This window comes from Pseudoxanthomonas taiwanensis (assembly GCF_010093135.1).
Taxonomy (GTDB): Bacteria; Pseudomonadota; Gammaproteobacteria; order Xanthomonadales; family Xanthomonadaceae; genus Pseudoxanthomonas; species Pseudoxanthomonas taiwanensis.
This window is the reverse complement of record NZ_PDWK01000002.1, coordinates 73388-92429: the sequence shown is the minus strand read 5'-3', so window position 1 is coordinate 92429 and position 19042 is coordinate 73388. Positions and strand designations below refer to the sequence as shown.

The 19042-nt window shown below is 74.3% G+C and carries 18 protein-coding genes; 8 read left to right on the top strand and 10 right to left on the bottom strand.

Features of this window, described 5'->3' with window-relative positions; all coding sequences use genetic code 11:
- Positions 1 to 25: 25 nt before the first annotated feature.
- From CR938_RS00990 to CR938_RS00970, 5 genes are read left to right on the top strand one after another with little or no spacing between them, the layout of a single operon-like run.
- Entirely contained in the window at positions 26 to 1405 is a 1380-nt protein-coding gene (locus CR938_RS00990; protein WP_162123213.1) for a tetratricopeptide repeat-containing sulfotransferase family protein, read from the top strand.
- Between the two features lie 54 nt (positions 1406 to 1459).
- Positions 1460 to 2140, top strand: coding sequence for a putative 2OG-Fe(II) oxygenase (locus tag CR938_RS00985; RefSeq protein WP_162123212.1), 681 nt, complete (start codon positions 1460 to 1462; stop codon positions 2138 to 2140).
- On the top strand, positions 2137 to 3108 hold the full coding sequence (locus CR938_RS00980) for a class I SAM-dependent methyltransferase (RefSeq protein ID WP_162123211.1): 972 nt from the start codon (positions 2137 to 2139) through the stop codon (positions 3106 to 3108). The genes CR938_RS00985 and CR938_RS00980 overlap by 4 nt, the downstream gene beginning before the upstream one ends.
- On the top strand, positions 3101 to 5041 hold the full coding sequence (locus tag CR938_RS00975) for an O-linked N-acetylglucosamine transferase, SPINDLY family protein (protein WP_162123210.1): 1941 nt from the start codon (positions 3101 to 3103) through the stop codon (positions 5039 to 5041). The genes CR938_RS00980 and CR938_RS00975 overlap by 8 nt, the downstream gene beginning before the upstream one ends.
- Positions 5038 to 6327: a tetratricopeptide repeat protein gene (locus tag CR938_RS00970; RefSeq protein ID WP_162123209.1), complete on the top strand. Its 1290-nt coding sequence runs from the start codon at positions 5038 to 5040 to the stop codon at positions 6325 to 6327. The genes CR938_RS00975 and CR938_RS00970 overlap by 4 nt, the downstream gene beginning before the upstream one ends.
- A gap of 18 nt (positions 6328 to 6345) precedes the next feature.
- Here the strand turns inward: CR938_RS00970 and CR938_RS00965 are convergent, their stop codons facing one another.
- From CR938_RS00965 to CR938_RS00940, 6 genes are all read right to left on the bottom strand, one after another.
- Complete coding sequence (locus CR938_RS00965) at positions 6346 to 7578, bottom strand: ABC transporter permease (RefSeq protein WP_162123208.1); 1233 nt, start codon at positions 7576 to 7578, stop codon at positions 6346 to 6348.
- Entirely contained in the window at positions 7575 to 8309 is a 735-nt protein-coding gene (locus CR938_RS00960) for an ABC transporter ATP-binding protein (RefSeq protein ID WP_162123207.1), read from the bottom strand. Before CR938_RS00960 ends, CR938_RS00965 begins: the two co-directional genes overlap by 4 nt.
- Entirely contained in the window at positions 8306 to 9829 is a 1524-nt protein-coding gene (locus CR938_RS00955; RefSeq protein WP_162123206.1) for an efflux RND transporter periplasmic adaptor subunit, read from the bottom strand. The genes CR938_RS00960 and CR938_RS00955 overlap by 4 nt, the downstream gene beginning before the upstream one ends.
- Positions 9830 to 9916: 87 nt before the next feature.
- Positions 9917 to 11197 carry a sensor histidine kinase gene (locus CR938_RS00950; protein ID WP_162123205.1) on the bottom strand — a complete coding sequence of 427 codons (1281 nt, stop codon included), beginning with the start codon at positions 11195 to 11197 and terminating at the stop codon, positions 9917 to 9919.
- 149 nt (positions 11198 to 11346) lie between these two features.
- Positions 11347 to 12078: a response regulator transcription factor gene (locus CR938_RS00945; protein WP_162123204.1), complete on the bottom strand. Its 732-nt coding sequence runs from the start codon at positions 12076 to 12078 to the stop codon at positions 11347 to 11349.
- 67 nt (positions 12079 to 12145) lie between these two features.
- Positions 12146 to 12814 (bottom strand): arylesterase, encoded by a 669-nt coding sequence (locus CR938_RS00940; protein WP_162123203.1) that lies wholly within the window; start codon positions 12812 to 12814, stop codon positions 12146 to 12148.
- Positions 12815 to 12933: 119 nt separating this feature from the next.
- Between CR938_RS00940 and CR938_RS00935 the strand changes: the two genes are divergently transcribed.
- The 3 genes from CR938_RS00935 (at position 12934) to CR938_RS00925 (ending at position 16458) form a co-directional block, all read left to right on the top strand.
- Entirely contained in the window at positions 12934 to 13539 is a 606-nt protein-coding gene (locus CR938_RS00935) for an ABC transporter ATP-binding protein (RefSeq protein WP_343038547.1), read from the top strand.
- Positions 13536 to 16019 (top strand): ABC transporter permease, encoded by a 2484-nt coding sequence (locus CR938_RS00930; protein WP_162123202.1) that lies wholly within the window; start codon positions 13536 to 13538, stop codon positions 16017 to 16019. The genes CR938_RS00935 and CR938_RS00930 overlap by 4 nt, the downstream gene beginning before the upstream one ends.
- A 61-nt stretch (positions 16020 to 16080) precedes the next feature.
- Positions 16081 to 16458 carry a DMT family protein gene (locus tag CR938_RS00925; RefSeq protein ID WP_162123201.1) on the top strand — a complete coding sequence of 126 codons (378 nt, stop codon included), beginning with the start codon at positions 16081 to 16083 and terminating at the stop codon, positions 16456 to 16458.
- 7 nt (positions 16459 to 16465) lie between these two features.
- Here CR938_RS00925 and CR938_RS00920 read toward each other — a convergent pair whose 3' ends face one another.
- The 4 genes from CR938_RS00920 to nudE all read right to left on the bottom strand — a co-directional run bounded on the left by CR938_RS00920 (position 16466) and on the right by nudE (position 19022).
- A complete protein-coding gene (locus tag CR938_RS00920) occupies positions 16466 to 16792 on the bottom strand; it encodes a YnfA family protein (RefSeq protein ID WP_162123200.1) in 327 nt (108 codons plus the stop codon).
- Between the two features lie 11 nt (positions 16793 to 16803).
- Positions 16804 to 17616, bottom strand: a complete 813-nt coding sequence (mazG, locus tag CR938_RS00915; protein WP_162123199.1) for a nucleoside triphosphate pyrophosphohydrolase — start codon at positions 17614 to 17616, stop codon at positions 16804 to 16806.
- A gap of 66 nt (positions 17617 to 17682) precedes the next feature.
- Positions 17683 to 18477, bottom strand: a complete 795-nt coding sequence (gene cysQ / locus CR938_RS00910; RefSeq protein ID WP_425502390.1) for a 3'(2'),5'-bisphosphate nucleotidase CysQ — start codon at positions 18475 to 18477, stop codon at positions 17683 to 17685.
- Positions 18477 to 19022, bottom strand: coding sequence for an ADP compounds hydrolase NudE (nudE, locus tag CR938_RS00905; RefSeq protein ID WP_170296509.1), 546 nt, complete (start codon positions 19020 to 19022; stop codon positions 18477 to 18479). Before nudE ends, cysQ begins: the two co-directional genes overlap by 1 nt.
- Positions 19023 to 19042 lie beyond the last annotated feature (20 nt).

Genomic DNA, 19042 nt, shown 5'->3' with positions numbered 1-19042 from the left:
GCCCATACACGCTTTCGGAGGCTCGATGCCCGCGGGCAGCACCGTCGCCTGGCACCCGCACCCCGACGCCAGGCTTGAAGCCCTGATCACCGGCGCCGACGCGGCGGACCTGCTCGGCCTGCTGCGGCATCCGGCCGTCCGTGTCGACCGCTACGCCCACCTGCGCGTGCTCGATCGCCTGCATGCCCTGCGTCCGGACGATCCGCAACTGCTGGCCGCCTGGGCGCAGTCCATGCTCCTGTCCAACCGCCCGGCCCCGGTGTGGGAGGTGGCGCGCCACTGGCCGTACCGCGAGCGCGGCGTGGATCCGGCCTGGACCCTGCTGGCCGCCCAGGTCGCCCAGGTGATGGGCGAGCACGAGGAGGCGCGCGCCCGCTACCGCCACCTGCTGGAAGCGCATCCGGGGATGGTGGACGCCTGGCAGAAGTACCTGGAGTTCGAACGGCCCGGGCGCGTGGCCGCGGAGGCGCTGGCCCGGGTCGATGCCATGTACCGCGACAGCCCCGACCCTTACGTGCGCGAGAAGGCGGCCTTCGCGCTGGCCGCCTGCCAGGCCACGCAGGCGCCCGGCCGCGCCTTCCTGCTGGCCGCCGAGGCGCACCGGCTCAAGCGCGCGCGCCTGGGCCCCTGGGACGCCGCCGCCTCGGCCCGGCGCATGGAGCTGGACCGCCGGCGCCGCCCCCTGCCCGCCGGCGATGGCCCGGCGCCGCGCCCGCTCTTCGTGGTCGGCCTGCCACGCAGCGGCACCACCCTGCTGACGCGGATGCTGGGCTCGCACCCGCAGGTGGCCGGGCTGGGCGAGCAGAACCTCGTCCCCAGCCTCGCCGGCACCGCCTGCCGCGACCCGCACGACGCCGACCCGCGGCTGGCCGCCTTCGTCCAGGCCTGGTACCGCGCCGCCACCGGCGACCTGGCCGCCGGCGCGCGCGCGGTGGTGGACAAGCTGCCGGCCAACATCGAGTACGCTGGACTGATCCTGGCCATGTTCCCGGACGCGCTGGTCGTGCACCTGGAGCGCGACCTGGCCGACTGCGCCATGTCCATCCACCTGCGCGACTTCGAGTTCGGCTGCCTGTACGCCGACGATCCTGCCGACCTGGCCACCTACGCCGGGCAGATCCGGGAGCAGGCCCGGCACTGGCGGGAAGCGGCACCGGAGCGCGTGTTCACCCTGCGCTACGAGGACCTGGTGGCCGACCCGAGGGGCACCCTGGCCCCGCTGCTGGCGGCGGCCGGGCTGGAATGGGAGCCGGCCATGCTCGACTTCTGGCGGCGCGGCGAACAGATCGCCACCTACAGCGAGGCGCAGGTGCGCAGCCCGCTCAACGACCGCAGCATCGGTGCCTGGCGCCGCTTCCTGCCGGAGGCCGCCGCGCACCTGCGCACACTGGGCATCACGGTCTGAGGCCGGCGCCTGGCGTGGCATCATGCCCGGCGTGCCGATCGAGGGGACAAGCCCATGCCGCCACAGGACATCCGCGCCACCATCCACCCGCTGTACGCCGTGCCGCTGATGGAGGCGCACCTGCCCGGGGCCGAGCGCATCAACCGCGAGCTGGCCGGGCTGTTCCTCGCGCTGGAGGCCGAGGGCGACCGCCACCGCGACCCGATCCAGCGCGACACCCAGTACGGCCTGTTTGAGAGCAACTTCCACCTGCACCGGCGCACCGAACCGGCGGTGCAGGAGCTGTTCGCCTTCATCCGCCAGGCGCTGTACACGCTGATCCAGGGCCTGAACCGCTACAGCGACGCGCAGATGGCGAACCTGGAGCTGGACATGCACTCCTGGTTCCACGTCACCCGCACCCACGGCTTCCAGGGCCTGCACGACCACCCCAACGCCAGCTGGTCGGCGATCTACTGCGTCGATCCGGGCGATCCCGGCCCCGCGTACAGCGGCGCGGTGCGCTTCCACGACCCGCGCGCCGCGGCCAGCATGCACCGCGACCCGGGCAACGAGAACATGCAGGTGCCCTACCGCCTGGGCAGCTGGCAGCTCAACCACAAGGCCGGCCAGCTGATCGCCTTCCCGTCCTACCTGCTGCACGAGGTCTTCCCGTACGCCGGCCAGCGCCCGCGCATCATCGTGGCGCTCAACGCCTGGTGCCGCTGGAAGACCCCCGGCCCGGAGCGCGGATGATCCCGGACGAGGCCGCCGCTCCCTGGTCGCGCCTGTGGCAGGCAGGGGTGCTGCACTCCTGCGCCACCGGCATCCAGGGCAACTACGACGGCCCCATCCGCGCCTTCTGGGAGCGCCAGTTCGACGCGCTCGGCGACGGCGCGCGCGTGGTGGACCTGGGCACGGGCAACGGGCCGCTGCTGCTGCTGGCGCGCGGACGCGCGCAGGCGCGGGGCGTCGCCCTGGAGCTGCACGGCGTGGACACCGCCGACATCGACCCGCCGCGCGCGCTGGCCGACGGCGCGCGCCTGTTCGCCGGTGTCCGCTTCCACCCGCGCACCTCGGCCTGCGCCCTGCCCTTCGGCGACGGCACGGTGGACCTGGTCTGCTCGCAGTTCGGCTTCGAATACGCCCCGCGCGAGGCGGCGCTGGCGGAGATGCTGCGCGTGGCCGCGCCACGCGGACGGATCGCGCTGGTGGTGCACAGCGACGATTCGGTGATCGCCCGCGTCTCCGCGCAGCAGCGCCAGGGCTGCGCCTTCCTGCGCGCCAGCCCGGTGGTCGAGCGCGCGCGCGCACTGGTGCCGGTGCTGCACCGCGCCGCCCGGGCCAGACACACGGGCGCGCCGGCGCCGCAAGGCGAGGCCGAGCGCCTGGCATTCAACCGGGCGGCGCAGGCGCTGATGGACATGATCGAGGCCCTGCCCGAGGCGCAGGTGCTGCGCAGCGCCGCCACGCAGATCCGCAACGCGCTGGAGGCGGCGGCGCAGGTGCCCGTGCAGGCCGACGCCATGCTGGCGCGGTTGCATCGCCACCTGGCCGACGAGGACCTGCGCCTGCGCCAGCAGCAGGACGCGCAGCTGTCGGCCGCCGACCTGGAGGCACTGGCCGTGCGCCTGCGCGCGCACGGGTACGCGGTCCGGCACGCGCCGCTGGAGCAGCGGCCGGGGGCGAAGATCGGCTGGGCGCTGGAGGCGGTGCGTGGCTGAGCTGGCGCAGGCCCGGCACTGGCACCGGCAGGGCGACCTGGCGCGCGCCATCGCCGCCTACCGCCGCGCCCTGGAGGCCGACCCGCACGACGCCTCGGCCTGGCATGACTGCGCGGGGGCGCTGCTGCAGGCGGGCCGGCCCGACCAGGCCGCCGCCACGGCGGAACAGGGCCTGCGCCTGGCCCCCGGCCATCCGGACCTGCTGCTGGTGCTGGCGCAGGCCCGCCAGCGCGCCGGCCACCCCGCCGAGGCGCTGGCCAGCGCGGCCGCGGCCACCGCGGCGGCGCCGGCCAACCCGCTGGGCTGGCTGCTGCGCGGGCGCCTGGAGGCGCTGTCGGGCGCCGATGCGGCCGAGGCCTCGCTGCGCCGTGCCGTGGCCCTGGCCCCGGGCCTGGACGAGGCCTGGCACTACCTGGGCGAGGTGCTGCAGCGCCAGGGCCGCTGGGACGAGGCGGCGCAGGCCTACGCCCGGGCCATGCGCAGCCAGCCGGGCGAGATCATGAACATCGGGCTGTGCGCCGAACGCGCCGGCCGCCTGGAGCAGGCCCGGCAGGCGTACGCGCGCATGTGCGCGCTGTACCCGCGGCGGCGCGACTGCCTGGCGCGGCTGGCGCACGTGGAGGCCATGCTCTGCGACTTCGCCGCCGCACAGGCCAGCACCGCGCGGCTGGCGGCGCTGCTGGAGGCGGGCCCGGGCGATCCGGACGACTGCCCCGAGCCGTTCGCCCTGGCCCACCTGCCGCTGGCCGCCGCGCCACGGCGCGAGGCGGTGCGGCATTACGTCCGGCGCATCCTGCGCCGCGTGCCCGCGCCGCTGCCGCCCCGCCCACCCGGCCACGGGCCGCGCCTGCGCCTGGGCTACATCGGCGCGGACTTCGGCCGCCACGCCGTCGGCCTGCTGCTGCGCGGCCTGTTCGCCGCGCACGACCGCCGCCGCGTCGAGGTGCTGGGCTATTCGCTGCGGCGCCACGACGCCCCGGTGGCCGCCGCGCTGGCCGCCGAGTTCGATGTCTTCCACGCCCTGCAGGGCGTACCGGCGGAAACCGTGGCCCGCCGCATCCGCGAGGACGCGGTGGACGTGCTGGTCGACCTGGGCGGCTCCACCGCCGGTGCGCGGCCGGAGGTGCTGGCCCTGCGCCCGGCGCCGGTGCAGCTGGGCTGGCTGGGCTTCATCGACGGCCACGAGGCGCCGTGGCTGGACGGCCTGCTGCTGGACGGGCACGTGCAGCCGGAAGACGCGCCCTGGCCGTGGTCGGACCGGGTGCTGCGCCTGCCCGGCCTGCTGTTCCCCTGCGGCCCGCTGCCTTCCGGCACCCCGGACCGGGCGCGCTTCGGCCTGCCGGAAGGGGTGCCGCTGCTGGCCAGCTTCAACAACAGCTACAAGCTGGACGCGGAGCTGGTGCAGGCCTGGGTCCGGATCCTGGAGCAGGCCCCGCGCGCGCACCTGGCGGTGTACCTGCCAGCGGAAGCCCGTCCGCATTTCCTGCGCGCCTGGCAGGAGATGGGCGGCGATGCGGCGCGCCTGCACCTGCTCGGCCACGTCCCGTTCGAGGCGCAGGCCGACCGCGCCGCCAGCTGCGACCTGTGCCTGGACGCGTTCCGCTACCAGGCCGGCGCCACCGCCCTGTCCGCCGTGGCCGCTGGCCTGCCGCTGCTCAGCCGCGAGGGCGACCGCCCGCTGGCACGGCTCGGGGTGGCGGTGAACCGTTTCCTCGGCCTGGACGAACTGGTCTGCACCGACACCGGCCAGTACATTGGACGCGCGGCGGCCCTCGCCAACGACCCGGCGCGGCTGGACGCGCTGCGCGCACGCATGCGCCGGGCCGCGGCGGCGACCGGGCTGTTCGACCCCCGCCGGACCGCGGCCGCGATCGAGGCGCTGGCCGGACGGCTGGCCGCTTCCGCTTCCCGCACCGAGGCACGGGCACCATGACCGACATCCGCGCCCTGCACGAACACGTCGAGGCCTGCGCACGCGCCGGCGACGTCGGCCGCGCGCTGCCCCGCCTGGACGAGGCCGTCACCGCCGCACCCGACCGCGCCGACCTGCGCTTCCTGCGCGCCAGCGTGCTGCTGGCCCTGCAGCGGCACGATGCCGCACTGGCCGACCTGGACCGCCTGCTGGCGCTGGACCCGGCCGCCGACCCGGCCCGCTTCCAGCGCGCGCTGACCCTGGCCGGCCAGGAGCGCCTGGGCGAGGCGCTGGAGGACTTCCTCGAACTGGTGCGGCGGCGCCCGGAAAAGCCGGAGTCCTGGGCCAACGCGGGCATGGTCCTGCTGCGCATGGAACGCCATGGCGAGGCCATTCCCTACCTGCGCCGCGCCCTGGAGCTGGCCCCCGGCCACCTGCAGGTGCGGCGCAGCCTGGCCAACGCCCTGTCCGGCCAGGGCGCCCTCGACCAGGCCATGCCGCTGTTCGAGTCGGTGCTGCGCGCCGCCCCGCGCGACCCGGCCGCGCTGACCGACTACGCCATGGCCCTGCTCGGCGCCGGCCGCGCCGGCGAGGCGCGTGCGCCGCTGCTGGCGGCGCTGCAGGCCGACCCCGCGGACCAGACCGCGCTGGCCGGCATCTACCTGTGCGCCAACGAACTGGGCCTGCGCGAGCAGGTGGACCGGCTGGTCGACTACCCGACGCTGCTGTGGAACGTGCCGCGGCCGGAGGATCTGGCGCTGGACCGCGAGGCGCTGCGCGAGGCGGTGCTGGCCCACCCGGGCCTGGTGTGGCAGCCGGCCGGTCGCTCCACCTTCGGCGGCCGGCAGAGCCCGATGCTGGACCTGTCGCCGGGCTCGCCCTTCTTCCGCTTCGGCGAGGTGGTGCGCGGCATGGTGGAGCGGCGCCTGGAGGCGCTGCGCGCCGACCCGGCCATGCGTGACCACCCCTGGGTGCGCACCCTGCCCGCACGCTGGCGGCTGCAGGCCTGGTGCACGGTGCTGGACTGCGGCGGGCGCCAGGCCCCGCACATCCATCCGGCCGGCCGCCTCAGCGGCGTGTACTACCTGGACACCGGTGATGCGCCGGCGCCGGGCGTGGGCACGCTCACCTTCGGCCAGGCGCCGGCCAGCGTGCCGGTGAAGGCCGCGCCGCGCACCTGCGCGGTGGGGCCGAAGGCGGACTGGTTCTGCTTCTTCCCGTCCTACTTCTTCCACCACACCGAGCCGTTCCAGGGCACCGCGCGGCCGCGCATCAGCCTGGCCTTCGACGTGATGCCGGCGGGCTGAGCGCCCGCCGGCGCCCGCTCACTGCCGCAGCGCCTCGATCGGATCCAGCTGCGAGGCCTTGCGCGCCGGGTAGTAGCCGAAGAACAGGCCGGTGGCCACCGAGAACGCCGCGGCCAGGGTGATGACCTTGCCGTTGAGCTGGATCGGCAGGTCGGTGTTGAAGTGGCCCACCAGCAGCGCGCCGGCGATGCCGAACACGATGCCCAGCACGCCGCCACCCAGCGACAGCAGCATGGCCTCGGCCAGGAACTGCCGGCGCACGTCCGAAGGACCGGCGCCCACCGCCAGGCGCAGGCCGATCTCCTTGATGCGTTCGGTTACCGACACCAGCATGATGTTCATGATGCCGATGCCGCCGACGATCAGCGAGATCGTCGCCACCGCGCCCAGCAGCCAGGACATCTGCCGCGTGGTCTCGTTGCGGGTGGCCACCAGCTGCGAGACGTTGCGCACCTGGAAGTCGTCGGGTGCGCCCGGCTCGATGCGGTGGCGCTGGCGCAGCAGCGACTCCACCTCGCCCTGCACGTAGGCCAGGTCGTCCGGGTGCGACACGGTCAGCGAGATGTCCATCACCGCACCCGGTGGCAGGCCCATCGCGCCCATCAGGCGCCGGCGCGCGGTCTCCAGCGGCACCATCACCACGTCGTCCTGGTCGCGGCCGAAGCCGCTCATGCCCTTGGGCTTGAGAGTGCCGACCACGGTGAAGTTGGTGCGGCCGATGCGCACCGTCTCGCCGATGCCGGTGCCGGCGCCGAACAGCTCGCGGCGCACGGTCTCGCCCAGCAGCACCACCTTGTCGCCGTTGAAGTGCTGCGGCTCGAAGGCCGCACCGTTGGCGATCTGCCAGCCGTTGATCTGCAGGAAGTCCGGCTGGATGCCCTGCCAGCTCGTGGACCAGTTGTTCTCGGCGTAGACGATCTGGCTGCTGCCGCGCAGCGAGGCGGCCACCAGCTCCACCTCGGGGATCTCCTCGCGGATCGCCTCGGCGTCGCCCTCGGTGAGGGTGAAGAAGCTGCTGGCGCTCATGCGCACGCCGCCCATGGCGCGCTGCACCTGCGGGCCGATGTCCAGCTTCTGCGCGCCCAGGCCGGCCAGCTGGCGCTCGATCTCCGCCTGCGTGCCCTGGCCGACCGACACCATCACGATCACCGCGGCGATGCCGATGATCACGCCCAGCGAAGTCAGCGCGCTGCGCATCCAGTTGCCGCGCAGGGCGAACACCGCCGTGCGCAGGATGTCCATGAAGCTCATGCCTTCAGCTCCTCGTGGGTGGCCTCGTGCAGCTGGCCGTCGCGCATCACGCAGATGCGGTCGGCGTGCGCGGCCACGTGCGCGTCATGGGTGATCAGGACCACGGTGTGGCCCTCGTCGCGCAGGCGCTTGAACAGGGCCAGGATTTCCTCGCCCGTGCGGCTGTCCAGCGCGCCGGTCGGCTCGTCGGCCAGCAGCACCGGGGGGTCGTTGATCAGCGCGCGGGCGATGGCCACGCGCTGCTGCTGGCCGCCGGACAGCTCGTTGGGCCTGTGGTGCAGGCGCGCGCCCAGCCCCACCGCCTCCAGCGCGGCGCGGGCGCGCTCGCGCCGCTCGGCCGGCGGCACGCGGGCATAACCCAGCGGCATGGCCCCGTTCTCCAGCGCGGTCATTCGCGGCAGCAGGTGGAAGCCCTGGAACACGAAGCCGATCTTCTCCCGGCGCAGGACCGCCAGCGCTTCGGCGTCCAGGGTGGACACGTCCACCCCGTCGCACAGGTACTGGCCGCCGCTGGGCGTGTCCAGGCAGCCGATCAGGTTCATCAGCGTGGACTTGCCCGAGCCGGAGGGGCCCATGATGGCGAGGAACTCGCCCGGCATGACCGTCAGGTCCACGTCGCGCAGGGCCACCACCTCGGCCTCGGTGCCCGGCGAGTACACCTTGCGCAGGCCGCGGGTCTCGATCACCGGGGTGACCGCGGCGCCCGCCGCCTTCGGGGACTGCGCGCTCATCGCGAGGCCGCCCGCTCGCCGGTCACCAGCAGGTCGCCTTCCTTGACGCCGCCGGCGATCTCGGTGCTGCTGCCGTCGCTGGCACCGACCCGGACCACCACCGGGACCGGCCGGTTGTTCTCCAGCCGGTAGACGGTCACCCGGCGCGCGCCGGCAAGGTTGGCCAGCTCGCGCTCCACCGCCTGGCGCTGCGCCTCGTCCAGGGTGGCGAAGAAGCCGGCGAAATCCTGCTGGAAGCGCTCGAGCATGCGCTGGCGCATCTGTCCGCCGGCGCTGGGCTGCTGCGCGCGGGCGCCGCCCATCATCATCATCGGCGGGCCGCCGGCGCCGGCGCGCTGGGCGCCCTGCATCGCCGCCTCCATCGCCTTGCGCATCTCCTCCATGCGCCTGCGGGCGGCGGCCAGGTCGGTCTCGAACGCGGCCTTCTGCACCGGGGCCAGCTCCATGGTGCCGACGAACGCGGCCAGGTCCTCGAGCATGCCGGCGCCGCGCGGGCCGCGCGCCGAGGCGTTGTCGGCCGGCTGGTCGGCGGGCTTGTAGCGCAGCGCGGCGTTGGAGACCTTCAGCACGTCGTCGCGGCGGCTGACCTCGATCTCGGCGTTGACGGTCAGGCCCGGCAGCAGGGTGCCGTCGCTGTTGTCCACGCTCACCACCACCGGGTAGGTCACCACGTTGTTGGTGCTGGTCGCCGCCAGGCGCACCTGCTGCACCTCGCCGCGGAACTGGCGGTCCGGGAAGGCGTCCACGGTGAAGGTCACGCGCTGGCCGGGCTGGACCTGGCCGATGTCGGCCTCGTCCACCGACAGCTCGATCTTCATCTTGGACAGGTCCTCGGCGATGGTGAACAGCTCCGGGGCCTGCAGGCTGGCGGCCACGGTCTGGCCGGGCTCGATGCTGCGAGTCAGCACCACGCCATCCACCGGCGAGCGGATCACGGTGCGCTCCAGGTTGACCCGGGTGGTCTGGGTCGAGGCGGTCTGCTGGCGGATCTGCGCCTCGGTGGCCTCGACCTGGGCGCGGGCCTGCTCGTAGGCGGCGCGGGCCAGGTCCACGTCGGCCTGGGAGACCAGCTTGCGCTCGCCCAGCTCGGCCTTGCGGCGCCAGTCCAGCTCGGCGTTGCGCAGCGCCGCGCGGGCCTGCTGCAGCGAGGCGCGGGCGGCGGCGATCTGGGCGTTGCCCTGTTCGATCTGCGCCTCGTAGGTCTTGGGGTCGATCCGGGCCAGGACCTGGCCCTTGCTGACCCGGTCGTTGAAGTCCACCAGCACCTCGGTCACCTGGCCGGAGATCTGGCTGCCGACGGTGACGGTGGAGGTGGCGCTGAGGGTGCCGGTGGAGGAGATGGCCACGCGGATGTTGCCCCGCTCGACCGGCGCGGTCCGGTACGCGCTCCCGCCGCGCGCCTCCCGGTACTGCTGCCAGTACCAGATGCCGCCGCCGATGACGGCGAGGGCGACCACTGCGATCAGGGCGCGCGGCAGGCGCGGGCGGGGACGGGACTGCGGACGTGCGGGTCGGCTCATGCGATGGGCACAGGGAAGGAAAGCTGTCCAATGTAACGCATGGGCCGGGCCCGGGTTGACACGCCCGGTGCCGGCGGGCGGACCGGGTCAGTCCGGGGGACGGGCGTCCGGGAAGCGCACCGTGGCCGTGGTCCCGGCGTCCACGCTGCTGACCAGCTGCACGGTCCAGCCGAAGCGGTCGCACAGGCGGCGCACGATGGGCAGGCCCAGGCCCGGCCCCTGCGGCCGGTCGCCCCGGTAGAACGGCTCGAAGGCGTGTGCCAGCTCGTCGGCGGACATGCCGATGCCGGTGTCGCTCACCTCCACCGCCCCGTCCTCGACCACCACCCGCACCTGGCCGCGGTCGGTGTAGCTGCCCGCATTGCGCAGCAGGTTGCCCAGGACCACGTGCAGCCCCCGCGGCGGGGCGAACAGGCGCGGCTGGCCACGGCCCTCCACCGCCAGCTCCACCGGCTTGTCGCCGAGCATGCTGCGCGCGTTCTCGGCCTCGCCGTAGACCACCTCGCACACGTCGAACCACTCGCTCTGCGGCTCGACGTCCTCGCCGCGGGCCAGGATCAGGAAGGCGTCCACCACCGCCTCCATGTCGCGGGCGGCGCGCTGGATGCGCTGCAGGCTGCGCACCACCCGCGGCTCGGCCGCCTCGGCCAGGGCGATGTCCGAGGCCACCCGGATCACGGTCAGCGGGGTGCGCAGCTCGTGGCTGGCGTCGCGGGTGAAGTCGCGCTCGCGGGCCACGTGCGCCTCCACGCGCTGGCCCAGCGCGTGCAGGGCGCGGGCCAGCTGCCGGGCCTCGCCCTGGATGTCGGCCGGCAGCCGGTCCGGCGCCAGCGCCGCCACGTCCGGCTGGCGCGGGTCCCAGCGCGAGACGTGGCGCGCCAGCCAGGCCACCGGCGAAACCAGGCGCGAGGAGGCGCGGTAGGTGAGCCAGGTGGCGCCGTAGATGGTGAACAGCGCGGCCACCGCCGGGATCACCGCGAACCAGACCGCGGTGCGCATGGCCTGGTCGCGCAGGAACACCAGGTACAGGGTGCCGGCCTCGCGCTGGTCCACCCAGACCATCTGGCCCTCGGCGTCCAGCTCGTGGAAGCCCGGCCCCAGCCCGCGCAGGGCCGGCGGCAGGTTGAGCGTGGAGTAGCCGCGCTCGACCAGGTAGCCGCGCACCACATGGGTGTTGGGCGGCGGCTGGGCCGGCGAGGCCTCGTACAGCGACCAGTAGTGCCGCGCCTCCTCCTGCAGGGTGGCCTGGACGAAGCTGTACTTGAACAGCAGCGCCACCACGTAGAAGGCGAGGAGGATCGCTAGGCTCGCCATCGCCATCTGCACGATGAAGGCGATGCGGATCTTGCGGGGCAGACCGTGGGCCATGGCCGGGGGGGCGGTTAACCTGATGGCCGCTGACTGTAGGCCACCCGGCATCGCCACGCCGTGAGTGCGGACGATGCCGGCCCCGACCGCGGTCCGGCGTGCGTCATGGTCCCCCGCCCCCCTTGTTCCTGATGCCCGCGCCCGTGCCGTCAGGAAGAAGTGGTGGAAGCGGTCACGGGCTGGGCGATGTCGGCCACACGATACCCCGCGCTCTGCACGGTGTGCAGCAGCGGGCGGTCGAACGGCTTGTCGATCACCTTGCGCAGGTTGTACAGGTGGCTGCGCAGGGTGTCCGAATCCGGCAGGCTGTTGCCCCAGATCTCGCGCTCGATCTCCTGGCGGCTGACCACGCGCGGGGACTCGCGCATGAGGATGGTCAGCAGCTTCAGGCCGATGGGCGAGAGCTGCAGTTCCACGCCGCCGCGGGTCACCCGCATGCTGACCGGATCCAGCACCAGGTCAGCGACGGTCAGCACCTCCGAACCCACCTGGCGGCGCTCGCGGCGGATCAGCGCGCGCAGGCGCGCCTCCAGCTCCTGGATGGCGAACGGCTTGGTCAGGTAGTCGTCGGCGCCGTGCCCCAGACCGGTGAGCTTGTCGTCCAGGGTGTCGCGGGCGGTGAGCATCAGCACGGGGGTGGACTTGCGCGCGTCGGTGCGCAGGCGGCGGCAGACCTCGATGCCGTCCAGGCGCGGCAGCATCAGGTCCAGCACCACCGCGTCGTAGGTGTTCTCGGCCGCCAGCCGGTAGCCGTCCAGGCCGTCGGCGGCGTAGTCGACCTCGAAGCCGCGGCTTTCCAGGTACTCGCCGATCATCTCGGAAATGTTGCGGTTGTCCTCGACGACCAGCACCAGTCCGGAAGTCTCTTTGCCTTGGCGCATGCCAGCCTCCATGTCTTCAGCTTTGTGAAACATGCCGCAGGGGCGGTAGAGGCGATGTGAAGGCTGCTCAGCCTCCGCCGCGGCCCGTCGCGGGGGCCAGGAGCGGGCGCAGCGCCGGCCAGACGTTGTCCAGCACCCGCGGCTGCGCGGCGGCGGTGGGGTGCAGGCCGTCGGCCTGCATCATCCCCGGCTCCAGGGCCACCCCCTCCAGCATGAACGGCACCAGCGCCGCGCCCTGGGCCTGCGCCACCTCGGCGTAGGTCCGGCGCAGGCGCTCGCGGTAGGCCGGGCCGTAGTTGGGCGGCACGTCGATGCCGAGCAGCAGCACCCGCGCCCCGGCCTGGCGGCTGAGGGTGGCCATGCGCTCCAGGTTGCCGCGCAGCTGCGCCGGCGGCAGCCCACGCAGGGCGTCGTTGCCGCCCAGGGCGATCACCACCACCGTCGGCCGGTGCTTCCGCAGCAGGTCCGGCAGGCGCGCCAGCGCCCCGGCCGAGGTCTCGCCACTGATGCTGGCGTTGACCACCGCCGGCGGATCGCGCAGCTCGCGGCGCAGGCGCTGCTCCAGCAGGCTGACCCAGCCCTGCCCGGCCGGTATGTTGTGGGCGGCACTGAGGCTGTCGCCCAGCACCAGCACCGTACCTTCGGCACAGGCCAGGCCGGGGACCAGCAGGCAGGCTGCCAGCAGCCAGCCGCGGATCCGAGCCTGCCATGCGCCACGAAATCCCGCCATCGGCATTGGAGTCTCCCATCGAACGTGCAGCTTCGAACGCCAGCATAGCCACCCCGGCCATCGAGGTGCGGGGCCTGGCCAAGTCCGTGGAAGGACCGGAGGGGGTGATCCGCATCCTCGACGGCGTGGACCTGGCCGTGGCCGAGGGCGAGAGCGTGGCCATCGTCGGCGCCTCCGGCTCGGGCAAGACCACCCTGCTGGGCCTGCTGGCCGGCCTGGACCTGCCCAGCGCCGGCAGCATCGCCCTGGCCGGGCAGCGCCTGGAGACCCTGGACGAGGAGGCCCGCGCCGCCCTGCGCGCGCGCGAGGTCGGCTTCGTGTTCCAGGGCTTCCACCTGCTGCCCTCGCTCACCGCCGAGGAGAACGTGGCCCTGCCGCTGGAGCTGGCCGGGCGCGAGGACCCGGCACGGGTGCGCGAGGCGCTGGAGGCGGTGGGCCTGGGCGCGCGCCGCCGCCACTATCCGCGCCAGCTCTCCGGCGGCGAGCAGCAGCGCGTGGCCCTGGCCCGCGCCTTCGTCGGCCGGCCGCGCATCCTGTTCGCCGACGAGCCCACCGGCAACCTGGACCAGGCCACCGGCCGCCAGGTCAGCGCGCTGCTGTTCGAGCTCAACCGCCGCCACGGCACCACCCTGGTCCTGGTGACCCACGACCCGGCCCTGGCCCGGCAGTGCCGGCGCGTGTTCCGCCTCGACGGCGGCCGCCTGCACGCGCAGGAGCGGGACCCGGCATGAACCCGCTACGCCACGCCGTCCGTGCGCTGCGCCGCGAGCTGGCCGGCGGCGACCTGCTGACCGTGGCCGCCGCGCTGGTGCTGGGCGTGGCGGCGATGACCGCGGTCGGCACCCTGGTGGACCGGGTCAACCTGGCGCTGGAACGCAGCGCCGCCGAGATCATCGGCGGCGACCTGGGCGTGCAGGGCCGGGTGGAACCCCCGGCGGAATTCGCCGCCGAGGCGGCGCGGCGCGGCCTGCGCAGCGCGCGCTCCGTGGCCTTCGCCAGCGTGCTGTTCCACGGCCAGGCCAGCCAGATGGCCACCGTGCGCGGCGTGGACGGGCACTACCCGCTGCGCGGCGAGCTGAAGGTGGCGCGCGACCGCGCCGGCCTGCACCCGGAAACCGCACCCGCTCCCGGCCGCGGCCAGGCCTATGCCGACCCGCGCCTGCTCGAGGCGCTGGGCGTGGCGGTGGGCGACACCATCGAGCTGGGCGCCGGCCAGGTGCGCATCACCGGTGTGCTGGTGGCCGAGCCGGACGCCTCCGGCGACCTGCTGCAGATGGCCCCGCCCCTGCTGGTGCATCGCGACGACGTGGATGCGGCCGGGCTGCTGGGCCCGGGCAGCCGCGCCGCGTACCGGCTGATGTTCGCCGGCGAGCCGGCCGCCATCGCCGCGATGCGGGCCTGGCTGGAACCGCGGCTGGACGGCCTGCGCCTGGTCGGCGTGGAGGCCGCCCAGCGCGGCCTGCGCGCGGCGTTCGACCGCTCCGGCCGCTTCCTGGCGCTGTCGGCGCTGATGGCGGTGCTGCTGGCCGGCGTGGCCATGGCCCTGGCCGGCAACCGCTTCGCCCGCCGCCGCATCGACACGGTCGCGGTGCTGCGCTGCCTGGGCGCGCGCCAGCGTGACATCCTCGCCGCGCTGGCGCTGCAACTGCTCCTGCTGGCCGTGCCGGCCTGCGCGCTGGGCGTCGGCCTGGGCGTGCTGGCGCAGCTGGCCCTGGTCGAACTGATGGGCAGCCTGCTGCCGGCACGGCTGCCGCTGCCGCAGGCCGCGCCGGTGCTGGGTGGAGCCGGCATCGGCCTGGTGCTGCTGTTCGGCTTCGGCCTGCCGCCACTGCTGCGCCTGCGCGGCGGGCCGCCGATGCGCGTGCTCAACCGCGGCTACGGCGGGCCGCGTCCGGCCCCGGCCCCGGCCTCCCCGGCCGCGCTGGCGGCGACCCTGGCCCTGGCGGTGCGGGCCAGCGGCGACCTGGAGCTGGCGCTGTGGGTGCTGGGCGGCCTGGCCGTGCTGGCGGCGGCCACCGCCATGGCCGGGGCGCTGCTGCTGGCCCTGGTGCGGCGCCTGCAGCGCCGGCTGCGCGGCCCCTGGCGGCTGGGCCTGGCCGCGCTGACCCGGCGCCGCGGGCTGGTGCTGACGCAGCTGGTCGGCCTGTCCCTGTCGCTGTGCGCGCTGCTGCTGCTGGCGGTGATCGGCCCCGGGCTGCTGGCGCAGTGGCGGCAGCGCCTGCCGGCGGACACGCCCAACCATTTCCTGATCAACATCCAGCGCGACCAGGCGCAGGCGGTGGAGGCGCGGCTGCGCGCCCTGGGCGTGGCCGACCCGGACCTGCAGCCGTTCGGCACGGGCCGCCTGCTGGCGATCAACGGCCAGCCGCCGCGGCGCGTGCAGGAGGCCGGCAACGGCGACCCGGACGAGGCCAACCGGCCGGTCAACGTCACCTGGCGGCACACCTTCCCCCCGGCCAACACCCTGCTGGAGGGCCGCTTCTGGGCGCCCGACAGCACCGCGGCCGAGGCCTCGGTGGAGGAAGGCTGGGCGCGCCGCTACGGCGTGGGCCCGGGCGACACCCTGACCCTGCAGCTGGGCGAGCAGGAGCGCACCTTCACCGTCACCAGCCTGCGCAAGGCCGACTGGGACTCCTTCCGGGTCAACTTCTTCCTGCTGCTCAACGCCGGCGCGGTGGGCGAGGCACCGTACAGCCTGGTCTCCAGCTTCCACCTGCCGCCGGGGCGGACCGCACGGCTGGCCCCGCTGATGCGCGAGTACCCCAACCTCTCGCTGCTGGACATCCAGGCCATCCTGGCGCGGGTGCGCGAGGTGATGGAGCGGGTGTCCCAGGCGGTGCAGCTGGTCATGGCCTTCAGCCTGGCCGCCGGCGTGCTGGTGCTGCTGGCCGCGCTGCAGGCCACCGCCGCCGAGCGCCGCTACGACAGCGCGGTGCTGCGCACCCTTGGCGCGCGCCGCGGCCAGCTGCGCGGCGCCATGCTGGTGGAGTTCGCCGCGCTCGGCCTGCTGGCGGCGCTGCCGGCCGCCGGCGCCGCCGCGGCCATCGGCATGGTGGTGGCGCGGCAGCTGTTCGAGCTGGCCCTGCCGCCGCCCTGGCCGCCGCTGCTGGCCGGCGTGGCCGGCGGCGTGCTGCTGGCGGTGCTGGCCGGCTGGGCCGGCCCCCGCCGCATCCTGCGCACCCCGCCGGCGCTGGCCCTGCGCGGGACCTGAGCCGCCGCGCCCGGCCGCGGCCGGGGTATGCTGCGCGCCTTTCCACGCCGCATTCCGCGCCATGCCCCCTGTCCCGCTGACCGCCTACCTGCTGCCGGTGCTGATGCTGCTGGCCAGCAACGTGTTCATGACCTTCGCCTGGTACGGGCACCTGAAGTTCAAGCACTCACCGCTGCTGCTGGCGGTGCTGGCGAGCTGGGGCATCGCCTTCTTCGAGTACATGCTGATGGTGCCGGCCAACCGCCTGGGCAGCTCGGTGTACTCGGTGGTGCAGCTGAAGACCATCCAGGAGATCATCACCCTGGTGGTGTTCGCCGGCTTCTCGGCCTGGTTCCTCGGCCAGCCGCTGAAGTGGAACCACTACGCGGCCTTCGTGCTGATCGTCGGCGCGGCCTTCCTGATGTTCTACGACGGCCCGGCCGCCGCCGCGGCCGGCTGAGGCGCGCTCAGCCCTGCTGGCGCGGGGCGAACATGATCACCGCCATGCCGGCCAGGCACAGCACCGCGCCCAGCAGGTCCCAGCGGGTCGGGCGCACCCCGTCCACCGCCCACAGCCACAGCAGGGCCACGGCCACGTACACCCCGCCGTAGGCGGCATACACCCGCCCGGCGGCGGTCGGGTGCAGGGTCAGCAGCCAGGCAAACAGCGCCAGGGACGCGGCCGCCGGCAGCAGCAGCCAGGCGCTGCGGCCGCCGCGCAGCCAGGCCCACACCAGCCAGCAGCCGCCGATCTCGGCCAGGGCGGTGGCGAGGAACAGCAGCGCGGTGGCCACGGCGCGGCCCGTCAACCGGGCTGGCCGCGCTCGCGGCGCTTGGCCCGCTCCCAGTAGGCGTCCTGGGCCTGCAGGTCCAGGGTGTGCAGCGGGGTGCCGTCGGCCTCGGCCAGCGCCTCCATGGCGCGGAAACGGCGTTCGAACTTGAGGTTGGCCTGGCGCAACGCCGCGCCCACGTCCACACCGGTGTGGCGGGCCAGGTTGGCGCAGACGAACAGCAGGTCGCCGATCTCCTCCTGCAGGCGCGCGCGGTTGGCGGCCGCGTCGCCGCGGGCGAACTCGGCGCGCACCTCCTCCAGCTCCTCCTGCAGCTTGTCCAGCACCGGCTCCGGGCCGGGCCAGTCGAAGCCGACCCGCGCGGCGCGCGCCTGCAGCTTCACCGCGCGCTGCCATTCCGGCTGGCCACGCGAGATCCCGGCCAGGGCCGAGCGGTCCTCCTCGCCGGCGGCCTCGCGCTCGGCGCGCTTGATCGCCTCCCAGCTGCGGGTCTGCTCCTCGGCGTCGGCGAAGCTGGCCTCGCCGAACACGTGCGGGTGCCGGCGCACCATCTTGTCGGCGATCGCGGTGGCCACGTCATCGAAGGCGAACGCGCCCTGCTCCTCGGCCATGCGGGCATGGAACACCACCTGCAGCAGCAGGTCGCCCAGCTCGTCCTTCAGTGCCTGCATGTCGCCGCGGTCGATCGCGTCGGCCACCTCGTAGGCCTCCTCGATCGTGTACGGGGCGATGGTGGAGAAATCCTGCTCCAGATCCCACGGGCAGCCGCCCTGCGGGTCGCGCAGGCGGGCCATGATGCCGAGCAGGCGGTCGATCGGTCGGCGCATGTCATCCATGCGCCGACTGTAGCGTGTCGCCGCGGACAAGGCGATGGCGCGGCGCCGGCCGCGCGCTCACACCCAGTCGCGCCAGGGCAGATCGGGATCGCCCAGCGCGATGAAGTCGCCGTTGACCAGCGTCTCGCGGCGGTTGTAGCGGAACGGCTTGCCCGTCTCCACCGCCAGCAGGGCGCCACCGGCGGCGTGCAGCACGCACTGCCCGGCGGCGGTGTCCCACTCCGAGGTCGGACCGAAGCGCGGGTACACGTCCAGCGCGCCCTCGGCGATGCGGCAGAACTTCAGCGAGGAGCCCAGCGCCACCTCCTCGATCGGGCCCATGCGCCCGAGCACCGCCTCGGTGCGGGCGTCGCGGTGCGAACGGCTGGCGGCCACCCGCAGCGGCGCGGTGGCCGGGGCGCGCACGCGCAGCGGCTCGTCGCGCCAGCCGTCGCGGCGGTAGGCCTGCTCGCCGCGCACGGCGTGCCAGACCTGCCCGCCCACCGGCGACTGCACCACGCCCAGCGTCGGCGCGCCCTGCACGATCAGGGCGATGTTGACGCTGAACTCGCCGTTGCGCTTGACGAATTCGCGGGTGCCGTCGAGCGGGTCCACCAGCCAGTAGCTGGGCCAGTGGCGCCGCGTCTCCCACGGCACGTCGGCCGATTCCTCGGACAGCACCGGCAGGCCCGGGGTCAGCTTCTCCAGCCCTTCGACGATGATCCGGTGCGCGGCCAGGTCGGCGGCGGTCAGCGGGCTGGCATCCTCCTTGTGCGTTACGTCGAATTCCTTCTCGTAGACCTCCATGATGGCCGCACCGGCCTGGCGCGCGAGCGCGATCACCGCCTCGCGCAGGTCCACGGTGATGCGCATCAGCGGCGCCCCAGCCATTCGCGGGCGATGAACAGCGCCGCCAGGGAACGTCCTTCGGAGAAATCCTCTCGCAACATCAGCTTGTCCAGGTCCTGAAGTTTCCAGGGAACGACTTCCAGCTCCTCCGGCTCGTCGCCGGGGAGACGCTCGGGATACAGGTCGCGCGCGACCACCAGCCAGGACACGTGGCTCATGTAGGTGGGTGCCAGGGTCAGCGCGCGCAGCACGTCCAGGCGCCGGGCGCCGTAGCCGGCCTCCTCCTTCAGCTCGCGGTCGGCCGCCTGCTCCGGGGTCTCGCCGGCGTCGATCCGGCCCTTCACCAGGCCCAACTCGTAGCGGTGCATGCCGGCGGCGTACTCGCGCACCAGCAGCACGGTGTCGTCGTCGAGCATCGGCACCACCACCACCGCGCCGTGGCCGTGGCTGACGGTGCGTTCGAAGCGGCGGCGTTCGCCGTTGGAGAACTCCAGATCCAGGCGCTCGAGCCGGAACGGCCCGGCCTCGACCGATTCGACCCCGTGGATCGTGGGAAGGCGCCGGCTCACCGCATACCCCTGCGGCGTCG

Excerpts from the sequence above, each read along its gene's own strand:
- CR938_RS00990 (WP_162123213.1), top strand. The coding sequence starts at position 26 with ATGCCCGCGGGCAGCACCGTCGCCTGGCACCCGCACCCCGACGCCAGG.
- CR938_RS00985 (WP_162123212.1), top strand. The coding sequence starts at position 1,460 with ATGCCGCCACAGGACATCCGCGCCACCATCCACCCGCTGTACGCCGTG.
- CR938_RS00980 (WP_162123211.1), top strand. The coding sequence starts at position 2,137 with ATGATCCCGGACGAGGCCGCCGCTCCCTGGTCGCGCCTGTGGCAGGCA.
- CR938_RS00970 (WP_162123209.1), top strand. The coding sequence starts at position 5,038 with ATGACCGACATCCGCGCCCTGCACGAACACGTCGAGGCCTGCGCACGC.
- CR938_RS00965 (WP_162123208.1), bottom strand. The coding sequence starts at position 7,578 with ATGAGCTTCATGGACATCCTGCGCACGGCGGTGTTCGCCCTGCGCGGC.
- CR938_RS00960 (WP_162123207.1), bottom strand. The coding sequence starts at position 8,309 with ATGAGCGCGCAGTCCCCGAAGGCGGCGGGCGCCGCGGTCACCCCGGTG.
- CR938_RS00955 (WP_162123206.1), bottom strand. The coding sequence starts at position 9,829 with ATGAGCCGACCCGCACGTCCGCAGTCCCGTCCCCGCCCGCGCCTGCCG.
- CR938_RS00950 (WP_162123205.1), bottom strand. The coding sequence starts at position 11,197 with ATGGCCCACGGTCTGCCCCGCAAGATCCGCATCGCCTTCATCGTGCAG.
- CR938_RS00945 (WP_162123204.1), bottom strand. The coding sequence starts at position 12,078 with ATGCGCCAAGGCAAAGAGACTTCCGGACTGGTGCTGGTCGTCGAGGAC.
- CR938_RS00940 (WP_162123203.1), bottom strand. The coding sequence starts at position 12,814 with ATGCCGATGGCGGGATTTCGTGGCGCATGGCAGGCTCGGATCCGCGGC.
- CR938_RS00930 (WP_162123202.1), top strand. The coding sequence starts at position 13,536 with ATGAACCCGCTACGCCACGCCGTCCGTGCGCTGCGCCGCGAGCTGGCC.
- CR938_RS00925 (WP_162123201.1), top strand. The coding sequence starts at position 16,081 with ATGCCCCCTGTCCCGCTGACCGCCTACCTGCTGCCGGTGCTGATGCTG.
- mazG (WP_162123199.1), bottom strand. The coding sequence starts at position 17,616 with ATGCGCCGACCGATCGACCGCCTGCTCGGCATCATGGCCCGCCTGCGC.
- cysQ (WP_425502390.1), bottom strand. The coding sequence starts at position 18,477 with ATGCGCATCACCGTGGACCTGCGCGAGGCGGTGATCGCGCTCGCGCGC.